The organism is Microcosmobacter mediterraneus, assembly GCF_031846265.1.
GTDB lineage: Bacteria > Bacteroidota > Bacteroidia > Flavobacteriales > Flavobacteriaceae > Microcosmobacter > Microcosmobacter mediterraneus.
In genome coordinates, this window is sequence record NZ_JAVRIA010000005.1 from 152,224 (window position 1) to 169,138 (window position 16,915).

Annotated in this window: 12 protein-coding genes; 8 read left to right on the forward strand and 4 right to left on the reverse strand. The window is 32.2% G+C overall.

What is annotated here, in order from left to right:
* Nucleotides 1–2 precede the first annotated feature (2 nt).
* The 3 genes from RM697_RS10210 (at nucleotide 3) to RM697_RS10220 (ending at nucleotide 3,679) form a co-directional block, all read left to right on the forward strand.
* The gene (locus RM697_RS10210) at nucleotides 3–860 is read left to right on the forward strand and encodes a prephenate dehydrogenase (protein WP_311427788.1); all 858 of its coding nucleotides are present in this window, start codon (nucleotides 3–5) and stop codon (nucleotides 858–860) included.
* A gap of 18 nt (nucleotides 861–878) precedes the next feature.
* Nucleotides 879–1,961: a chorismate mutase gene (locus RM697_RS10215; RefSeq protein ID WP_311427789.1), complete on the forward strand. Its 1,083-nt coding sequence runs from the start codon at nucleotides 879–881 to the stop codon at nucleotides 1,959–1,961.
* A gap of 71 nt (nucleotides 1,962–2,032) precedes the next feature.
* Nucleotides 2,033–3,679 carry a hypothetical protein gene (locus tag RM697_RS10220; protein ID WP_311427790.1) on the forward strand — a complete coding sequence of 549 codons (1,647 nt, stop codon included), beginning with the start codon at nucleotides 2,033–2,035 and terminating at the stop codon, nucleotides 3,677–3,679.
* Nucleotides 3,680–3,684: 5 nt separating this feature from the next.
* Here the strand turns inward: RM697_RS10220 and RM697_RS10225 are convergent, their stop codons facing one another.
* The 4 genes from RM697_RS10225 to RM697_RS10240 form a co-directional block, all read right to left on the reverse strand.
* Nucleotides 3,685–4,350, reverse strand: coding sequence for an ion channel (locus tag RM697_RS10225; protein ID WP_311427791.1), 666 nt, complete (start codon nucleotides 4,348–4,350; stop codon nucleotides 3,685–3,687).
* 9 nt (nucleotides 4,351–4,359) lie between these two features.
* Nucleotides 4,360–7,473, reverse strand: a complete 3,114-nt coding sequence (locus RM697_RS10230; protein WP_311427792.1) for an efflux RND transporter permease subunit — start codon at nucleotides 7,471–7,473, stop codon at nucleotides 4,360–4,362.
* Between the two features lie 6 nt (nucleotides 7,474–7,479).
* Nucleotides 7,480–8,529 (reverse strand): efflux RND transporter periplasmic adaptor subunit, encoded by a 1,050-nt coding sequence (locus tag RM697_RS10235; protein WP_311427793.1) that lies wholly within the window; start codon nucleotides 8,527–8,529, stop codon nucleotides 7,480–7,482.
* 61 nt (nucleotides 8,530–8,590) lie between these two features.
* On the reverse strand, nucleotides 8,591–10,930 hold the full coding sequence (locus RM697_RS10240) for a TolC family protein (protein WP_311427794.1): 2,340 nt from the start codon (nucleotides 10,928–10,930) through the stop codon (nucleotides 8,591–8,593).
* Between the two features lie 256 nt (nucleotides 10,931–11,186).
* On the opposite strand from RM697_RS10240, the gene rsgA reads away from it, so the two are divergent.
* From rsgA to RM697_RS10265, 5 genes are read left to right on the forward strand one after another with little or no spacing between them, the layout of a single operon-like run.
* On the forward strand, nucleotides 11,187–12,137 hold the full coding sequence (gene rsgA, locus RM697_RS10245; RefSeq protein WP_311427795.1) for a ribosome small subunit-dependent GTPase A: 951 nt from the start codon (nucleotides 11,187–11,189) through the stop codon (nucleotides 12,135–12,137).
* Between the two features lie 3 nt (nucleotides 12,138–12,140).
* Nucleotides 12,141–12,593 (forward strand): D-aminoacyl-tRNA deacylase, encoded by a 453-nt coding sequence (gene dtd, locus RM697_RS10250; RefSeq protein ID WP_311427796.1) that lies wholly within the window; start codon nucleotides 12,141–12,143, stop codon nucleotides 12,591–12,593.
* A 56-nt stretch (nucleotides 12,594–12,649) separates the two neighbouring features.
* Nucleotides 12,650–14,554 carry a DUF3858 domain-containing protein gene (locus RM697_RS10255; RefSeq protein WP_311427797.1) on the forward strand — a complete coding sequence of 635 codons (1,905 nt, stop codon included), beginning with the start codon at nucleotides 12,650–12,652 and terminating at the stop codon, nucleotides 14,552–14,554.
* A 14-nt stretch (nucleotides 14,555–14,568) separates the two neighbouring features.
* A complete protein-coding gene (locus RM697_RS10260) occupies nucleotides 14,569–16,584 on the forward strand; it encodes a DUF3858 domain-containing protein (RefSeq protein WP_311427798.1) in 2,016 nt (671 codons plus the stop codon).
* A gap of 1 nt (nucleotide 16,585) precedes the next feature.
* Nucleotides 16,586–16,912: a nucleotide pyrophosphohydrolase gene (locus tag RM697_RS10265; RefSeq protein ID WP_311427799.1), complete on the forward strand. Its 327-nt coding sequence runs from the start codon at nucleotides 16,586–16,588 to the stop codon at nucleotides 16,910–16,912.
* Nucleotides 16,913–16,915: the final 3 nt, after the last annotated feature.

Sequence of the window (16,915 nt, forward strand, 5' to 3'; positions counted from 1 at the left end):
TTATGAAAAATGTATATATAATAGGCGTTGGGTTAATAGGTGGAAGTTTAGCTTTAGATATTAAAGCAAATTATTCTGAAACTATCATTTTTGGTATTGATAATAATGAAACACACCTAGATAAAGCCATTGCCTTAAACGTTATAGATAAAAAGGCTATGCTTTCAGATATCACAAATGCGGACTTAGTAATCATTGCAATTCCTGTGGATGCAACTGTAAATAGCATTTCAGACATACTAGATAAGGTTTCAGAACATACTTTGGTCATTGATGTTGGCTCAACCAAGGAAGATATTTGTTATTCTATAGAATCACACCAAAACAGAAGAAACTTTTTAGCAGCGCATCCAATTGCTGGTACAGAATTTTCAGGACCGAGTGCTGCAATCCATGGCTTGTTTAAAGACAAGACAATGATAATCTGTGAAGTAGAAAAAACAGCTTTTAAACTTCAGGAGAAAGCTTTGCAATTATTTTCAGACTTAGGTATGCGCATTCGATATATGAATCCAAAAGCACACGATAAGCATATTGCTTATGTGTCACATTTATCACATATCAGTTCGTTTATGTTAGGTAAAACAGTTATTGAAAAAGAGAAAAATGAACGTGATATTTTTGATATGGCAGGTTCTGGATTTGAAAGTACAGTGCGTTTGGCAAAAAGTTCCCCAGCAATGTGGACACCAATTTTTCAACAGAACAAAACTAATGTTATTGAAACATTAAACGAATACATTGCCAACCTTACGCAGTTTAAAGAACTGATGGAAAAAGGTGATTTTGAAAGCGTTTACGATGAAATGAAAGATATAAATCATATTAAAGACATATTAGAAGGAATTATTAAAGTATAGAAAAGACTTAAAAATACTATGGAAAATAAGAAAGAATTAAGAACATGGTTAGACAACTTCGGATTAGATCATCCTTTAGTTATTGCTGGACCATGTAGCGCAGAAACCGAAAAACAAGTATTAACGATTGCTCATCAATTAAAAAATAGTGATGCAACGGTTTTTAGAGCAGGTATTTGGAAACCTAGGACTCGACCTGGAAATTTTGAAGGCGTTGGTGCACTTGGTTTAAAATGGCTTCAGAAAGCAAAGCAAGAAACAGGAATGCAAATTACTACTGAGGTTGCAAATGCAAATCATGTCGATTTAGCATTAAAACACGATGTCGATATTCTATGGATTGGAGCACGTACAACAGTGAGCCCATTTATAGTTCAGGAAATTGCCGAAGCTCTAAAAGGAACTGATAAACCAGTATTAATTAAAAATCCTGTAAATCCAGATTTAGCTTTATGGTTAGGAGCAGTGGAACGTTTTTACACAGCAGATGTCAAAAATTTAGGCGTTATACATAGAGGTTTTTCCACTTACGAAAAAACACGTTATAGAAATAACCCAGAATGGCAAATAGCTATTGATTTGCAAAACAGATTTCCTGATTTGCCATTAATTTTAGATCCATCTCATATTGCTGGTCGTCGTGATATTATCTTCGATTTATCACAGACAGCATTAGATTTAAACTATGATGGTTTTATGGTAGAGACGCATCATACACCAGACGAAGCTTGGAGTGATGCTGCACAGCAGATTACGCCTAATACATTGATTCAGATGACTAAAGATCTAAGAATTAGAAAAGAAGTTGGCGAAGCTGCTGAGTTTAAAAATAAGATTAATACCATGAGAACTCAGATCGATGTTATTGATCATCAACTCATAGAAATGTTAGGAAAGCGGATGAAAGTAGCTGACGAAATTGGAGCACTTAAAAAAGCGCATAACGTTGCAGTACTTCAAACTAAACGTTGGAATGAAATTCTCGGTAAAATGATATTACAAGGTGAAGAGAAAAATTTGAGTGAAGAATTTATTCTTAGAGTGTTTAAAGCGGTTCACCAAGAATCGATTAATCACCAAGAAAAGATTATTAACGATTAATGTTTAAAATCAAAAGCCTATTTTCACCAAGAAAAAATAGAAGTTCTAAACAACAACAAGATTACTTATTTATGATTAAACAATTTATACTGGTAATACTAGTATTACCATTTCTCACTATTAAGGCACAGACTAAAGTTGGCCATATTACACTGCAATATGGAGAAGAGATCATTGAAGATGATGAAAAAATAGTTAGAATCTCTACAGAGTTTAATGGTAAAATTTACACCCTAGCCAGCAGAAAGAACAAGTACTACATCAAAGTATTTGAAAGCACAGAAATGAGTTTGGTTTCTACCAATGAAATTGAGCTTCCAGATATGAAAGGTAAAGATCTGGAATTTGAAGATCTTGCTGTTATAGCAGATAGAATTTATGTATTTGGAAGTGTTTATGACCGAAAAGAAAAGATATCAAATTTATTTGGTGTAGAAGTTGCCTTAGACGGTAAATTAAGCAATAATGTTGTTAAACTCTTTTCTACAAAAGTGACTAAAAGAAGAGAGCAAGGTGCATTCTATTTCAAAGACTCGCCAACAGGAGATCGTTTACTCATTATGCATGCTACTCAGTTTAACAAAGAAGACGTTATACAATACGAAGTAAAACTTTTAGATCCCAATCTAGATACAGCAATGGAGTATATTGAAAAAGTTCCATATGAAGATAGAAGAGGATTAGAATTTACTATTGCAGATTTCGATGTAAGCTTTGATGACGATGTATTTATCGTCATTAACGAAAGTTTTAGAGATCGTAAGTCTATGACTAATAATGAGAAGTTTCAGGTACTTTGCTTTAAAAGTTCTAATAACTATGAGAAAGAAGTCATTGATATAAAATTTACAGATAAAGAAATCATTAACTGCGAAATGTTGGCTACAGGTTCTGGTAAACTCCATTTAGCAGGCTTTTATTCTGGTGTAAGAAAAAATGGAAAAGCAAAAAAAGATCTCAGAGGTGTATATTCTTCAGTTATTGATGTTAATACAAATGAAGTAGAACAATTAAAATTTAATGAGTTTGATTATGACACAAAAGTAAAACTCATTGGAGAACGACGAGCTAAAAAGGGTAAAGATGTAAAACCTTATTATTTAACCCATAGTTTAATAGAAAAAGAAGATGGTGGATTAATTTTATTATCAGAATATCAGCTTGTTGTAGAAGGTGGAACTTCTGGTATTGGACCATTAGCCTTTACGCCAATAACATATATTAATAATGAGATTATTGTAACCTCACTTGGTGTTGATGGTTCTGTAGAATGGTCTAATGTTATACCCAAAAAACAACGTGCTAGCTTTACAGTATTATCACTTGGATTATTCGGATTTTCCGGAAATGGAAATTTTACAGTCTCTGGCGGAATTATGGTACCACTTAGTGTAATGGGTAAAGGTCCAGAATATCTTAGCGCAATGCCGATTTATGAAAATGGGCAGCTCACTGTCATTTTTAACGACAACAAAAAAAATTATGGTGTTACAGATATTGAAGATATAAAATGGTTAGGTAATTATAATAAAGCTGTTCCTGTAGCTGTAATGTTTGACGATAAAGGAAATATGACAAGATTAGACCAAGAAAAGGTAGAGAAATATCAACTTGTTTTAAGACCACGAGTATATCATAGAAAGACCGATAAAGATTATATTATTTATTCATCAAGAAAATCTGAAGACAAAATAGGCAGAATGACAATTGGGAGGTAGTTTTTTTATTCAGTTATTGCTTTTTGATTAATATATTTTCCAACTACGATTGCTGTTAATATAACAAGATAAAATTGCCCAATTAAGCCAATAAACATTGTTGCCTTTTGTGCAATTGATGTAACTGGCAAAATATCTCCATAGCCTATGGTCATTAGAGTTATATAACTAAAATACATGAGCCTCTCAGTCATATCGGTATCTCCAATTGAAACAAGTCCTGAAAATGATTCTGGATATAGTATTTCAATACTAAGACAGAGAAAAAATGCTAATAAGCCTAAAGATATATAGCCACTTATTAAACCTAATATTACATTCTTGCTTACCACTTTGGCATTCCAAACTTGTTTAATTATTTCTATAGTTACAATAGCATAAAAAATAAAGTATGATACTAGTTTTAGATAATTAAACTTTTCACTAAAATCGGGTTTGGTAAAACCTAAAAATAATCCAATAACTGAAATAAAGACAAATAGAAATAAAATACGTGAAAGCCTTTTCTTTTTTGATACAAGTAAAACACCAGCTGCAATATTAAGTAATAAGAATATTGGCATAACCCAATACTCAAACCATACTATTGGTATTATTAAAGATCCAAATAATATGAATAGCTGCGTGAAAAGGAATAATTCAAAACGATATGTGTAAAGTTTGTCAATCATTCTTAGACACTAGTCATCTAATATTGACTCATTAAATTTATAATCTTTATAATTTACCTTAAATAAGATGCTGTAAAAAGAAGGGATAAAAAGTAAGGTTATTACTGTACCAAATAGTAAGCCAATCATTATACTAACAGCCATTCCTTCCCACATTTCGCCTCCACTTAAATATAACGGAATCAAACCTAAAACAGTAGTGAAAGTTGCTAATAGTATTGGTCTAAATCGCTGAAGGCATGCTGCAATAATAGCATCTTCAATTGGTCGTTTAATCTCGCTCTCTTCTATTTGAATTCTGTCAATTAATACAATAGCGTTATTGATAACAATACCTGCTAAAGATATTACACCTAAAAACGGCATAAATCCAAATGGCTCCTGAAAAATAAGTAATCCGATTACAACACCAATAATCCCTAATGGTATAGTAGAGGCTACCATTACTGTTTTTCTAACTGAATTAAACTGAATGATTAAAAGAAGAATAATTATAAAGCCAGAAAGTGGTAAATAGCTTATAACTGCTCCCATATTCTCTGCGGTATTTTCTGAATCACCACCAAATTTATAAGTATAACCGTCAGGCCATTCTTTAGTAACTTCTTCCATATGTGGTGTTATTATTTTCATTATTGCCGAAGCATTTCCGGTAGCATTTAATTCTGAACTTACATTAATAGTTCTGTCAATATCTAATCGTTTTATTTTAGCATATTGCCATTCTGGCTCAATACTAGCGACTTGCAATAGTGGTACACTTTTCCCAGAATTTTGAGCATAAATATTGAGAGTTTCAATAGATGCTAATGTTTGTTGTTGACTCTCATTACTTCGCATTAATATAGGGATTGACTTATCATTTTCACGATACTCACCCGTTTGGAAACCATCTAAAACAGTCTGTAAAGATGTTGCAATGTCTGAACTCGTAACACCAGCCATTTGGGCTTTATTCTGGTCAATATTAACAACAAATTTTTTAGTTTTCGGTCCCCAATCATCTTTAATGTTTTTAGTGCCTGATATTGTTTTTAGCTTTTGTTTAGTCTGTTCTGATAGACTTGCTAAAATATCTGGGTCGTCTCCAGAAATTTTAATCTCTATTGGAGTACCACCTCCACCAGAACCTAAGAGTCCAACTTTAATATCCGCATTAGGGAATTTATTAAAACAATAGTCATCTAATTTTTCAACAATTTCATTATTGTAAATAAAATCTGAGGTGTTTATTAAGATATGAGCATAACTTGCATCTGGTTCATCAGTAGAATAACCTAGATCATAAGAAGATGGTCCTTCACCTATATATGAAGACCAATCAGATATTCCATTAACTCTGTTCTCATTTACTAATAGGTCAGACTTTATAAATACCTCAATAGCTTCTATTACCTCTTGGGTTGCTTCAATACGCGAACCTTGAGGTAAATTAACATCTATAGTCACCATATTACGGTCACTATCTGGGAAAAACACAAACGGAATTTTACCAAAGCCAAGAAGTGAAAGAAAAAAAGCAGCGATGATACCAAAGAGCACAAGCCTTTTATAAGATAATGCCACTAAGATGAGGTTTTTGTAATATAACTTTAGTTTATTAATAATCTTATCTATAAAAGATTCCTTTTTTTCAGCTTTAGGGGTGACTTTGAGGAATAAAAAACATAATAATGTTATTACTGTTAACGCAAGAATCCAAGATGATAATAATGCCAATGAAATGACTACAAAAATTGGACCTACGATATCGCCCATAGTAGACTCAGCCATATAAAAAGCTAAAAATGCTGCAGAGGTTGTTAAAGTTGAAATAAGAAGAGGCGTAAATAATTCACCGCATGCATCAATGGCAGCTTTTTTAGCTTCAATTCCATTCTCCATCTTTACTAAAATCGTTTCTGCCACTACTATGGCATTATCTACCATCATTCCTAAAGCCATAATGAGTGCTGCAAGAGTTACTTGGTTTAATCCCATGTCAATAACTCCCATCAACATTAAAGTCATTATAGTTACCATAGGTATTAGACTTGCTATAATACCACCTGTTCTTAAGCCAAGAAATACTAACATTACAATGAGAACAATTGTAATGGATTGTATTAAATTGACAATGAAATCACTAATCTTATTATCTATATAAGTGTCTAATGATGATAGACGTTTTAACTCTAGACCTACAGGAAGTTTGTTTTGCCATTCTTTAATCACTAAATCGAGATCTGTTCCAAGTTGAATTACATTGGCACCTTCTTTTAAACTAATATGCATAGAAATGGCTTCTTGCCCATTTACAGTTACCAATTGTTTAGGCGGATCAATATAATGTTGTCTAACAGTGGTAATATCTCCCAAATGTACTAATTGAGTACCATCTCCAACAGGAATTAACGTCTGTTTTATGTCTTCAATTGAATTAAAATTACCAGTTGGTTCTAAGATTATACGTTCATTTTCTAAATTAATTTCACCTCCAGAACTCAATATATTTACAGAACCTATAATACTTTGTAATTTAGATGCTGATAATCCATATTCTTTTAATCTTGTATTATCAAATTCTATAAATACACGTTCATCTTGTACTCCACCAACTTCAACTTTTGCTGCTAACTCTAATTTAATGAAGTCATCTTTTATGTCATCCACATAATTTTTAGCCTCGGCATAGGAATAACCGTCAATTACTAGACCAACAGCTATACCAAAAACCTCACCTAAACCGTCATCATTAAGATTTGGGTTTACTCCAGAGGGTAAACCTTGTAATTGAGTTAATTTACGTCTTAGCCTGTCCCAAACAACCTGTAGATCCTTTGGTTTTACTTGGTCCTTTAGTTCAACAGTGACCACAGAAAGACCAGATCTAGATGTGCTTGTTACCTTTTTTAATTCAGGCAATTCTTGTACTATTTTTTCAACTTTATCAGTCACCAATTGTTCTACACGCTCAGGACTTGAGCCTGGAAAAGACGAAACTACGGTAGCAACTCTAACCGTATAAGGTGGCATACTATCTCTTGATAAAGATTGGTAGAATACCATACCCATAATTAAAATTGTGGTAAGAACCGTAAATGTAATTCGGTTTCTATTGATGGAAAATGCTGTTAAGTTCATCTAAGCTTAGTTTAGTTTTACGACTTGTCCATCTAATAATGTCTGTAATCCTGCAGTTGCAATCTTTTGACCAACCTTTAAGCCAGTTTTCACCTCAAAGCCTTCAGGTGTTAGGTTGCCAATAGTAATTGCTTGTCGTTTTACAGTAGCTTTATCTTTATCACCTTCAATCAAAAAAACAAATCGTCCATCTCCATCTTCGCCTACGGCACTTGCAGGTACAACGAGCATATTTTTCCCTAAGTCATCATCAACAAATTCAAAAAGAACATTTGCAGCCATACCACTTTTTATACGTTCGTCCGAATCGGTTACCATTACCGTAATTGGGTATGTAGATGTGTTAGCATCTAAAGCTGGCGCAACTTCAGTAACTATAGCATTGAATGTTTCTCCTTCAATTGCTGTAAAACTTACCTTAACTTTCATGTCTTTTTTTACTGCATTAATAACAGATTCTGGTAAGCCTAAACCTATCTCAATGGCAGTACCTGCATTTAAAATACCAACAACTTGACCTGGAGTAACATTTTCATCAACTTCTGTTGAGACTGAGGCAATAACTCCATCTTCTGGTGCATAGAGATAACCAAAACGTATTTGATCTTGTTGAATGGCAACACTTCGTTTAGAAGATTCAAAACTTGCTACTGCTGTTCTGTATGAATTTTTCGCTGCTTCATAATCACTTAAAGAAGCGCTACCTTTTTCGTATAAAGTTCGTACTCGATTTAGTGATAGTTTAGCTGTGTTCATTTGTGACTCTGAGCTATTTTTAGATGAAATAGAAGACTCATAATTTAATCTAGCACTAACGTTATCGAGTGTTCCTAATAGCTGACCTTTTTTAACTTTTTGCCCTAATTTCATGTCTAGTTTAGTAATGATTCCATTACTCCTAAAACTTAGATTAACAATTTTTTCTGTCTTGGCAGTACCACTAAATTGTCTGGCTTTTTCTCCACCTAAGTAGGTGACTTCACTATATTTTACTGGTCTTATAACCACTTCTTCTTTAACTTCTTTTTCACCGCAGCCTAGTAGTAGAAATATCATAATTAGGCTGCTTATTTTAAAGGTTTGATTAGATAGCATTATCATATGAGTGTTAAAAGTATTAATCATTATTTTGTGTGAATTCTAAAAAGCGTTGAATGAAAGCTTCGCCCTCACTTTCGTCTTGTAATAAAAAGAACAAGCCTAAGGAACGTTCTAGTTGCATTGAGCTTTGTAAGTAATTATAAGTTGCATTAGCACTGGCTTGTTGTGCTTGCACATAATTATTTTGTGCATCTAGTAACTGCACAATATTTACAGCTCCATTTGCATAAGAAGTTTGGGTTAAATCCAAGGCTTCTTTAGCTGTTTCTTCAAATACTTTTGATAGTTGAATATTAGATATTTGATTTACCAAGTCTAAGACAGCATCATTAATGTTTTTTTCAATACTTAACTCAATATTATCTCTTGAGATTTCAAGTTGTTCTTTTTGAATAGAAGCAATTTGTTTATTTAAATGTTGTTTATTTTGATTAAATATTGGGATTGATACATTAAGACCTACAGAGTAATAGCCATCTGGAAAAGCAGGGAAATTCGCTGGAAAACTAGAACCAGCTCCAGACCTAGAAAACTCATAATTATACTGACCTTGCAGTGCAACTGTTGGTAAAAATCGTCCAACACCAAATAATCGTTCACTGCGTTCTGTTGCTTTTAAATTATAATCTAAGGCTTTCAGTTCTGGTGCATTTGCCATTGCTTCTTGAATTAGAAATTTCACAAAGGGCTGTCTTAATGTTGGGTCATCAAGAAATTGGCCTAATTGCTCGTAATTGTAATTACTAAAAATTCCTTCTTGCAATTCTGCTTCTTCTACATCAATTTTAGTATCAATAGGGTTGTTTAGCAACTGATTTAATACATAATAAGCCTGTTCTAATTGATTAATTGCTTCCACCATCTGCTGAGTGTTCTGAGCCATTTCGGATTTAAATCGCAACACATCTGATTTCCCAGATTGTCCAGCTTCATAGTTTTCCGTAGCAATTTTTAAGTTGTATTTAGTTAATTCAAGATTTTGATTTTGAATTGATAAGTTTGTTTTTAAAATTAAAGCTGTAAAATACGCTGTTGCTGTATTGAAAACTGTATTTAAGGCTTCACTATTATAATTCTCCTGTTGTGCGTCTCTAAGTGATTTTTGAATGCTAATATTTGCGTTTGCAGCTTCAGAATAAATTGTTTGTTGTAAAGTAACATTACCAGAGGTTGTTATTTCCGGACTTTGACCATTACTCACTTCTGCTAATTTAGGATCAACATAACTTCCTGTTCCTCCAGCTGTAACATTAGGTAAGTAGTCACTTTTTGCAAGCTGTACATCCTTTTCTGTTAGACTTATATCTTTTTCAATGGTTTGTAACTCGAGGTTTTTTGCAATGGCTTCTTGCATTACACTTACCAAAGTGTAAGTTTTATCAGTAACTATTTCTTTAGGGTTACCAACAAAACTTGTTGTAGCGATTAAACTGTATTTCAATGGAAGTCCTATTTTTTCGGCTGTATTATAATTTACTGTTAAAGTACTTTTAGATTCCAGTTTAGTGCTCAGGCCAGATAAGCCTTCTCCATTAACAACTGCCTCTACTGTTAATGCTATACGTCTAAAAAATTGATTCAATTCTGATTGGTCATGATTTGATGCCAGAATGCCATTTTTTACATCTTTTACAGGATTTGCAGTAAATGAGGGTAATTTTTTTTCAATTAAGACATTTGCAAGTTGCTTCATCTCAGCATCAGACAAATAAAATCCACCAGCCAAATAAACACCATCAACATCAGATAGATTTGAAGTTATGTCTGCTAAAGATTCAAATGGTATTATTGTCATTTTCAAATTTAAATCACTTCCAATTTTCTCAAATGTTTCAGTAATTGGTAAATTATCGGTGAATGCTTTTTCTATAACAATACCAAGAGCTTTTGGGTTTGCTAATTTCTTTAACAACTTAATATCTTCAGTATAAGATTGTGAAGTGGTAATTGATGTATAATTGTTAATACTAGTTATTGGTGCTTCATTGACAAGTAGTTCTTCACTTAAGGCTCCAAAAACTATAGTGGGTTTTTGATAGTTTCCTATTTTAGAAATAACGGCATTATTTACTATTCCAAAAGCAATTATAATATCAGTACTATTCTGTAATAATTGATTGTAGTTATTTAGCGCAACAGCAGAATCAAAGTTATTAACTAGTTTGCTAGTTTCAGGAAATTCTAATTTGGCATCCTCGCCAACAACTGCAGAAATTTCTGAAGATAATTCCTTTAAAAGAACTTCAATCTCTACTGAACTTTTATCTAATAAAAACCCAATTTTGTAAGTATTTATTTGTCCAAAAGAAAACGCAGTAATGCATAACGCAATAAAAATATTGAGGTAATGACGCATTTGGTTAGTTGTTTGAGTTGGTATAATAGATAAAAATACTTTTTTATTTTAAGAGAATCCAATAATTTGATATCTATTTAAAAAGTGTTTAACTTTTTTGTTTAGAGACTTTAGTTAAAGTACAAAACTCTAAACACTTGCATTCTAAATCTCATTGAAATGTTGTTTAATAGAAATAGTGCGTCATATTTAAATATCTTATTAAGATAAATTAATGGTAGGTATAGAACTCTTATTTTGTTTAATTTAGCTCATAATGACAGGACTCGTTTATAAATCTACAGGAAGCTGGTACACCGTTAAAACACCTAACGGAAAATCTTACGAGTGTAGAATAAAAGGAAAATTCAGACTAAAAGGTATTAAAAGCACTAACCCTATTGCTGTAGGAGATTATGTGTCTTTTGAATTGGAAACCAAGAATGATGAGGTAACAGGAGTTATTCATCAAATACAAGAACGCCAAAATTATATTGTTAGAAAGTCTGTAAACCTATCCAAGCAAACACATATTATTGCTTCTAATATAGACCAAGTATTCTTATTGATAACTGTAAATAATCCACAGACTTTTCCGAGCTTTATTGATCGGTTTTTGGTTACAGCTGAAGCGTATTCAATTAAAGCTATTCTATTATTTAACAAGATTGATGCTTATGATAAAGAAGCGATTTTTGAGGTTAAATTTTTAAAAAGCTTATACGAAAATATTGGTTATAGCTGTTTTGAAATTAGTGCAAAAACTGGTCGAGATATAGAAAAGGTTAAAGCTTTAATGGAAGGTAAAGTGTCAATGTTTGCAGGTCATTCAGGTGTTGGTAAGTCTACTTTAGTTAATAACATAGAGCCATCATTAGATCTTAAAACTAAAGAAATATCAGAGCAACACAAGCAAGGTCAGCATACCACAACATTTGCTGAGATGTTTGATTTAAGCTTTGATGCAAAGATCATAGATACTCCAGGTATTAAGGGTTTTGGTGTCGTTGATATGGACGATGAAGAAGTTGGAGATTATTTCCCTGAGTTTTTTAAGTTAAAACAAAACTGTAAGTTTAATAACTGTTTACACTTAAAAGAGCCAAAATGTGCAGTAAAAGAGGCATTAGATAAAGATGAGGTGGCTTATTCACGCTACAGAAGTTATATTCAAATTTTAGAAGGCGAAGACGAGCATTACAGAACTGATAATTTTGATGAAAATTAAATTATGAGAGCAGTTTTACAACGTGTAACTAAAGCTTCTGTTACTATTGATTCTAATAAAGTAGCAGAAATCCAAGATGGTCTTTTGGTATTATTAGGTGTTGAGAATGAAGATACACAAGAAGATATAATTTGGTTGAGTAAAAAAATCACTAGTCTTCGTATTTTTAATGATGATGATGGTGTAATGAATACATCTGTAAAAGATAAAGATGGCGATATTATAGTTGTAAGTCAGTTTACGTTACATGCAAGTACCAAAAAAGGTAATAGACCAAGTTATATAAAAGCAGCAAAGCCAGAAATTGCTATACCATTGTACCAAAACTTCCTTAAGCAAATAGAATCAGATTTAGGTAAACCCATTCAGTCCGGAAAATTTGGTGCAGATATGAAAGTAGATTTAAGAAACGATGGACCTGTAACCATTATTATTGACTCAAAGAATAAGTCTTAATTCTTGGTCGTAAAATATTTTTTTATCTCCTTATTATTTCTATTTTTATTAAAGATATGTTAAAATACCTCTTTACCTTCGTCTTTATTTCTGCTCTTTTTACTGTAAGTAATGCACAAGAATCAGATAAGCTAATCGCCATAACAATACCTGATGAGCTCTCTGAAAATGCAAACGCAGTTGTAAGATACGAATTAGATGTTGTTGAAATTGAAGATTATAATAGATTTACGTTCACTTCAAAGCGTATAGTCACCATATACAATGAGTATGGTAAATACAAACATGGAGCAGTTGCTGGATACGATGATACGCGAGTTATTAAATCTTTAGAAGCGAAAATTTATGATGCCTTAGGTAAAGAAATTAAGCGCATAAAGAAAAAAGATTTTGTAGATGAAAGTGCAGTTCCAGGAGGTACATTATATTCAGATAGTAGAGTTAAGTATCTAGATTACACACCTGTTAAATATCCTTATACAGTAGTTTTTGAATGTAAGATGGAATACAAAACCACAGCCTTTGTGCCACGTTGGCTTCCTGTTTTAGATTACTATATGAGTACAGAATTTTCAGAATATAAGATCATAAATAATACAGATATAAAGTTAAAGTTTAAAGCTTCAAATTTTAAAGATTATAATATCACAGAATTAGGAGAGTTGCATTATAAGGCTGAACACTTAAAAGCAATAAAAAAAGAACAGTATGCACCTTCATTATTAAGTTATGTGCCAGAACTCAAAGTAGCACTTACAGAGTTTGATATGGAAGGTGTTAAAGGAAAAAACACCGATTGGAGTGATTATGGTCAATGGATGTACAACAATTTGTTGTTAGGAACTACTGAACTTTCTGAAGAGGCTAAAAAAGAAATTAGATCCTTAACTAAAGATGCCCAAACTAATGAGGCAAAAGCCAAGATTGTATATGAGTATGTGCAAAATAAAACACGATATATCAGTGTGCAAGTTGGTATTGGTGGATGGAAACCAATGTTGGCTAGTGATGTAGACAGATTAGGTTATGGTGATTGTAAAGGGCTTACAAACTATACAAAAGCCTTGTTAGAGGAAGTAGGTGTAGAGGCTTATTATACTGTTGTGTATGGTAAAGAAGATATTACTAATATAGATAAAGAGTTCTCTGCCACAGAAGGCAATCACGTTATTTTATGCTTACCAACAGACGATGAAAATATTTTTTTAGAATGTACAAGTCAAACAAATCCCTTTGGTTATGTATCTAACTTTACAGATGATAGAGATGTTTTGTTAGTAACACCAGAAGGTGGAAAAATAGCACATACTACAGTTTATAAAACCGAAGAAAATATTCAGACTACAACAGCAAACGCAAGTTTTGATGTTAACGGAATTTTAAAAGCAGAAGTGTCTATTAAAACTTATGGTTATCAATATGGTTTGCATGATTTCGTAGAGCTTTTAACACCGAAAAAGCAAAAGCTCCACTATAAAGATTATTGGGATAATATAAATAATCTTACAATTAATGATATCACATTGCAAAATGATAAAGATCTCATAGAGTTTAAAGAAGATGTAGTAATTGAAACATCTAGTTATGGTAAAAAAAGTGGTACGCGTTACCTCATAGAGCCCAATGCATTTAATAAAATTACAGCTATCCCAACTCGTTATGATAATAGAACTCAGGGTATAGAAATAGCTAGAGGTTGGACAGATATTGATGCCTTTACCTTTACCATAGATAAAGCATTAGAGATAGAGGCATTGCCAAAACCGATAGCTATCGAAAATAAATTTGGAACTTACAAGATGTCTATTGAAGAAAAAGGAGATAATGTTTTAGAATATAAACGCACCTATATTTTAAATAATGGTAGCTATGACAAATCGGAATATGAAGCCTTTAGAGACTTTCTAAAAGCAATAGTAAAACACGATAAAGCAAAACTTGTTTTGAAGAAATTAAAATAAATCAACCAATCCATATGAAAAACCTAACCATCCTTTTATGTCTTGTTTCTATGCAGTTAGCATTTTGTCAAGACTTTAAATTTGGAAAAATATCTAAAGCAGAATTAGAAGAAAAAGTACATCCTTTAGATTCTACGGCTTCGGCTGCAGTATTATATAGAAAAGAAACAGTGAGTTTTATTTATACGCAATCTGATGGTTTTATGCAGCAACGCGAAATAACAGAACGAATAAAAATTTATAACAAAGAAGGTTTTGATTGGGCTACTAAAAAATTGTATTTATACGAAGGAGGATCAGGAAGTAAAGAACAACTTAATGGAGCAAAGGGTTACACTTATAACTTAGTAAGTGGTAAGATTGAAAAAGAAAAACTAAAGAAAAATGGAATTTTTGAGGAAGATTTCAATGAATTCACAGAGATTAATACCATTACCATGCCTAATATTAAAGAAGGCTGCGTTATAGACTATACCTATAAGATTGTTTCCCCCTTTATTGTTATTGATGATTTAATATTTCAATATGATATACCAATCAATAGATTAGAGATGAGCGTGTCTACACCAGAGTACTATGCTTATAACAAACAATTTAATTCTAAAGCATTTTTTGTACCAAAACTCGTTGAATCTACTTCAAAAGGAAGTGCTAGAGTCACTACCAGTAGTCGAACTAATTCCACTGTTTCAGCAAGTAGAAATTATCAACAGAACTCCTTTGAATATAAATTAAACATTATTAAAATTAACGAGGATAATGTGCCAGCCTTAAAAACTGAACCGTATTCAGGTAATGTAAATAATTACAGATCTAAAATGAGTATTGAGTTAGCTGCGATATTAAATCAATATGGTGCAACAGAAAAATCATTTTCTACTAACTGGGAAAAAGTATCTAAAACCATTTATGAAAGTAGTGATTTTGGTAATCAATTAAACCGTTCAGGGTTTTTTAAAAATGATGTTGCGTCAATAGCATCTAATATTAATGATCCTTTTGAAAAAGCATTTGTATTACAAAGTTATGTGAAATCTAAAGTACGTTGGAATGGTATTTATGGTTACAGAGCACAAAAGGGTACACGAAAAGCCTATTTAGAAGGCGAAGGTAATGTTGCAGATATTAATTTACTTTTAGTTGCCATGTTACGTTCTCAAGGTGTAAATGCAAATCCTGTATTAGTGAGTACGCGTAATAATGGTATTCCGTTATTCCCTACAAGAAAAGGATTTAACTATGTCATCTGTATTGTAGAAAATGGAGATAACTATGCATTACTTGATGCTTCTGAGCCATACAGTATGATAAATGTTTTACCAGAGCGTACTTTAAATTGGCAAGGTCGTGTTTTAAAAGATGATGGCTCATCCTACTGGATTACGTTGCGCTCTAATAAAAAAGCAACAGAGGCTACCTCTTTAAATGTAAAACTCAATACAGATCTTTCAGCTTCAGGTAAAGTAAGACAAAGTATTACATCTTACACAGCTCTAAATTATCGTAATCGTTATGGTCAATTAGCTGAAGCAGACCACATAAAATCTTTAGAGAAAAATAAGGGAGACATCGTTATTTCTAATTTAATTTTTGATAATAAAACAGATATTACACAACCTGTAAAAATTACTTACGATTATGAGTTATCTGATGCTATGGAAGAGATTGGCGATAAGTTATATTTTTCACCTTTGTTATTTTTAGCAACTGAAGAGAGTCCTTTTAAATTAGATGAACGTAAATATCCAATAGATTTTGTTATTCCTTTTGAAGATAAATACCTCATAAATATTATGCTTCCTGAAGGTTATACTGTTGAGTCAATGCCAGAGAGTATTGCCTATGAGTTTGGAGATAATGGTGCTAAATTTAGTTATGTCGCAAAGCTAAATGGAAAATATTTACAACTCAGCGTGAACTTAGATCTTAAATCTTCAATAATTTTACCCAAAGATTATGTTGTTTTTAAAGACTTTTTTGAAAACATAGTAGAAAAACAAACCGAACAAATAGTACTTACAAAATCATAGTATGCAATTAAAAAATGCCCAAAAAATAGTGGATGAGTGGATTAAGACGCATGGTGTTCGCTATTTTAATGAATTAACCAATATGGCTCAGCTTACAGAAGAAGTTGGAGAAGTTGCTAGAATTATTGCACGTCGTTATGGTGAACAAAGCGAAAAGGAATCAGATAAAGATAAAGATTTAGGAGAAGAACTAGCTGATGTCGTTTTTGTGGTATTATGTTTGGCTAACCAAACAGGTATAGATCTCCAAGCAGCTTTTGATAAAAAAATGCTTAAGAAAACAAAAAGAGATCACGATAGGCATCATAATAACGAAAAATTAAAATAGCTT

Bases quoted from the DNA above. Each gene is read 5' to 3' on its own strand.
- RM697_RS10240 (WP_311427794.1), bottom strand. From the start codon at position 10,930: ATGCGTCATTACCTCAATATTTTTATTGCGTTATGCATTACTGCGTTT.
- dtd (WP_311427796.1), top strand. From the start codon at position 12,141: ATGAGAGCAGTTTTACAACGTGTAACTAAAGCTTCTGTTACTATTGAT.
- RM697_RS10230 (WP_311427792.1), bottom strand. From the start codon at position 7,473: ATGAACTTAACAGCATTTTCCATCAATAGAAACCGAATTACATTTACG.
- RM697_RS10255 (WP_311427797.1), top strand. From the start codon at position 12,650: ATGTTAAAATACCTCTTTACCTTCGTCTTTATTTCTGCTCTTTTTACT.
- rsgA (WP_311427795.1), top strand. From the start codon at position 11,187: ATGACAGGACTCGTTTATAAATCTACAGGAAGCTGGTACACCGTTAAA.
- RM697_RS10220 (WP_311427790.1), top strand. From the start codon at position 2,033: ATGATTAAACAATTTATACTGGTAATACTAGTATTACCATTTCTCACT.
- RM697_RS10215 (WP_311427789.1), top strand. From the start codon at position 879: ATGGAAAATAAGAAAGAATTAAGAACATGGTTAGACAACTTCGGATTA.
- RM697_RS10265 (WP_311427799.1), top strand. From the start codon at position 16,586: ATGCAATTAAAAAATGCCCAAAAAATAGTGGATGAGTGGATTAAGACG.
- RM697_RS10225 (WP_311427791.1), bottom strand. From the start codon at position 4,350: ATGATTGACAAACTTTACACATATCGTTTTGAATTATTCCTTTTCACG.
- RM697_RS10235 (WP_311427793.1), bottom strand. From the start codon at position 8,529: ATGATATTTCTACTACTAGGCTGCGGTGAAAAAGAAGTTAAAGAAGAA.
- RM697_RS10260 (WP_311427798.1), top strand. From the start codon at position 14,569: ATGAAAAACCTAACCATCCTTTTATGTCTTGTTTCTATGCAGTTAGCA.
- RM697_RS10210 (WP_311427788.1), top strand. From the start codon at position 3: ATGAAAAATGTATATATAATAGGCGTTGGGTTAATAGGTGGAAGTTTA.